This window comes from Mycobacterium sp. UM_WGJ (genome assembly GCF_000455125.1).
Classification (GTDB): Bacteria; Actinomycetota; Actinomycetes; order Mycobacteriales; family Mycobacteriaceae; genus Mycobacterium.
Genome location: NZ_AUWR01000109.1, coordinates 1 through 956, shown reverse-complemented (window position 1 = coordinate 956; position 956 = coordinate 1). Strand labels below are relative to the sequence as shown.

The following is a 956-nucleotide window of genomic DNA, read 5'->3' as shown; positions in this document are numbered from 1 at the left end:
TTCGCGGCGGGGCGGTTGTCGTATTTCTTGGGTGTGCATGGTCCGGCGATGATGTTGGATACGGCGTGTTCGTCGTCGTTGGTGACGATTCATTTGGCGTGTGCGAGTTTGCGGCGTCGGGAGTCGGATCAGGCGTTGGCCGCTGGGGTGAATTTGATGTTGACCCCGCAGAACAGTATTGCGACGTCGCGGTGGGGGATGTTGGCCCCGGACGGGCAGTGCAAGACTTTTGATGCCGCCGCCGACGGTTACGTGCGCTCCGAGGGTGCTGGGGTGGTGGTGCTCAAGCGGTTGTCGGATGCCCAGCGTGATGGTGACCGGGTGCTGGCGGTGGTGCGGGGTTCGGCGGTGAATCAGGATGGGCCGTCCTCGGGTCAGACGGTGCCGTCGGGTCCGGCGCAGCAGAAGGTGGTGCGGGCGGCGTTGGCGTCGGCGCGGTTGTCCCCGGCGGATATCGACTATGTCGAGGCGCATGGCACTGGTACGGCGTTGGGTGATCCGATTGAGTTGGATGCCTTGTCGGCGGTGTTTGGTGAGCGGGGTTCGGCGGCGCCGTTGGTGTTGGGGTCGGTGAAGACCAATTTGGGGCATTTGGAGTCTGCGTCTGGTGTTGCCGGGTTCATCAAGACGGTGTTGTCGGTGCAGCAGGGTTTCATTCCGCGGCATTTGAATTTTTCGGAGTTGACGCCGAATGCGGGTGCGGGGGCGTCGAAGTTTCAGGTTGCTGATCGGGGTATGGACTGGCCGGCGGTGTCGCGTCCGCGCCGGGCGGGGGTGTCCTCGTTCGGGGTGTCGGGCACCAATGCGCATGTGATCGTTGAGCAGGCGCCTGATGCTGAGGTTGTTGCGGGGGCTGCTGCGGTGCCGGTGAGCACGTTGGTGGTCTCGGGCAAGTCCCCGGCACGTATCGCGGCCACCGCCGGCGTGCTCGCCCAATGGCTGGCCACCGACGGCGC

Annotated in this window: 1 protein-coding gene; it reads left to right on the top strand. The window is 64.9% G+C overall.

The window, feature by feature from the left end:
• Positions 1–956, top strand: a 956-nt coding sequence (locus tag N416_RS22040; RefSeq protein WP_036458920.1) for a polyketide synthase, incomplete at both ends; no start/stop codon positions are given.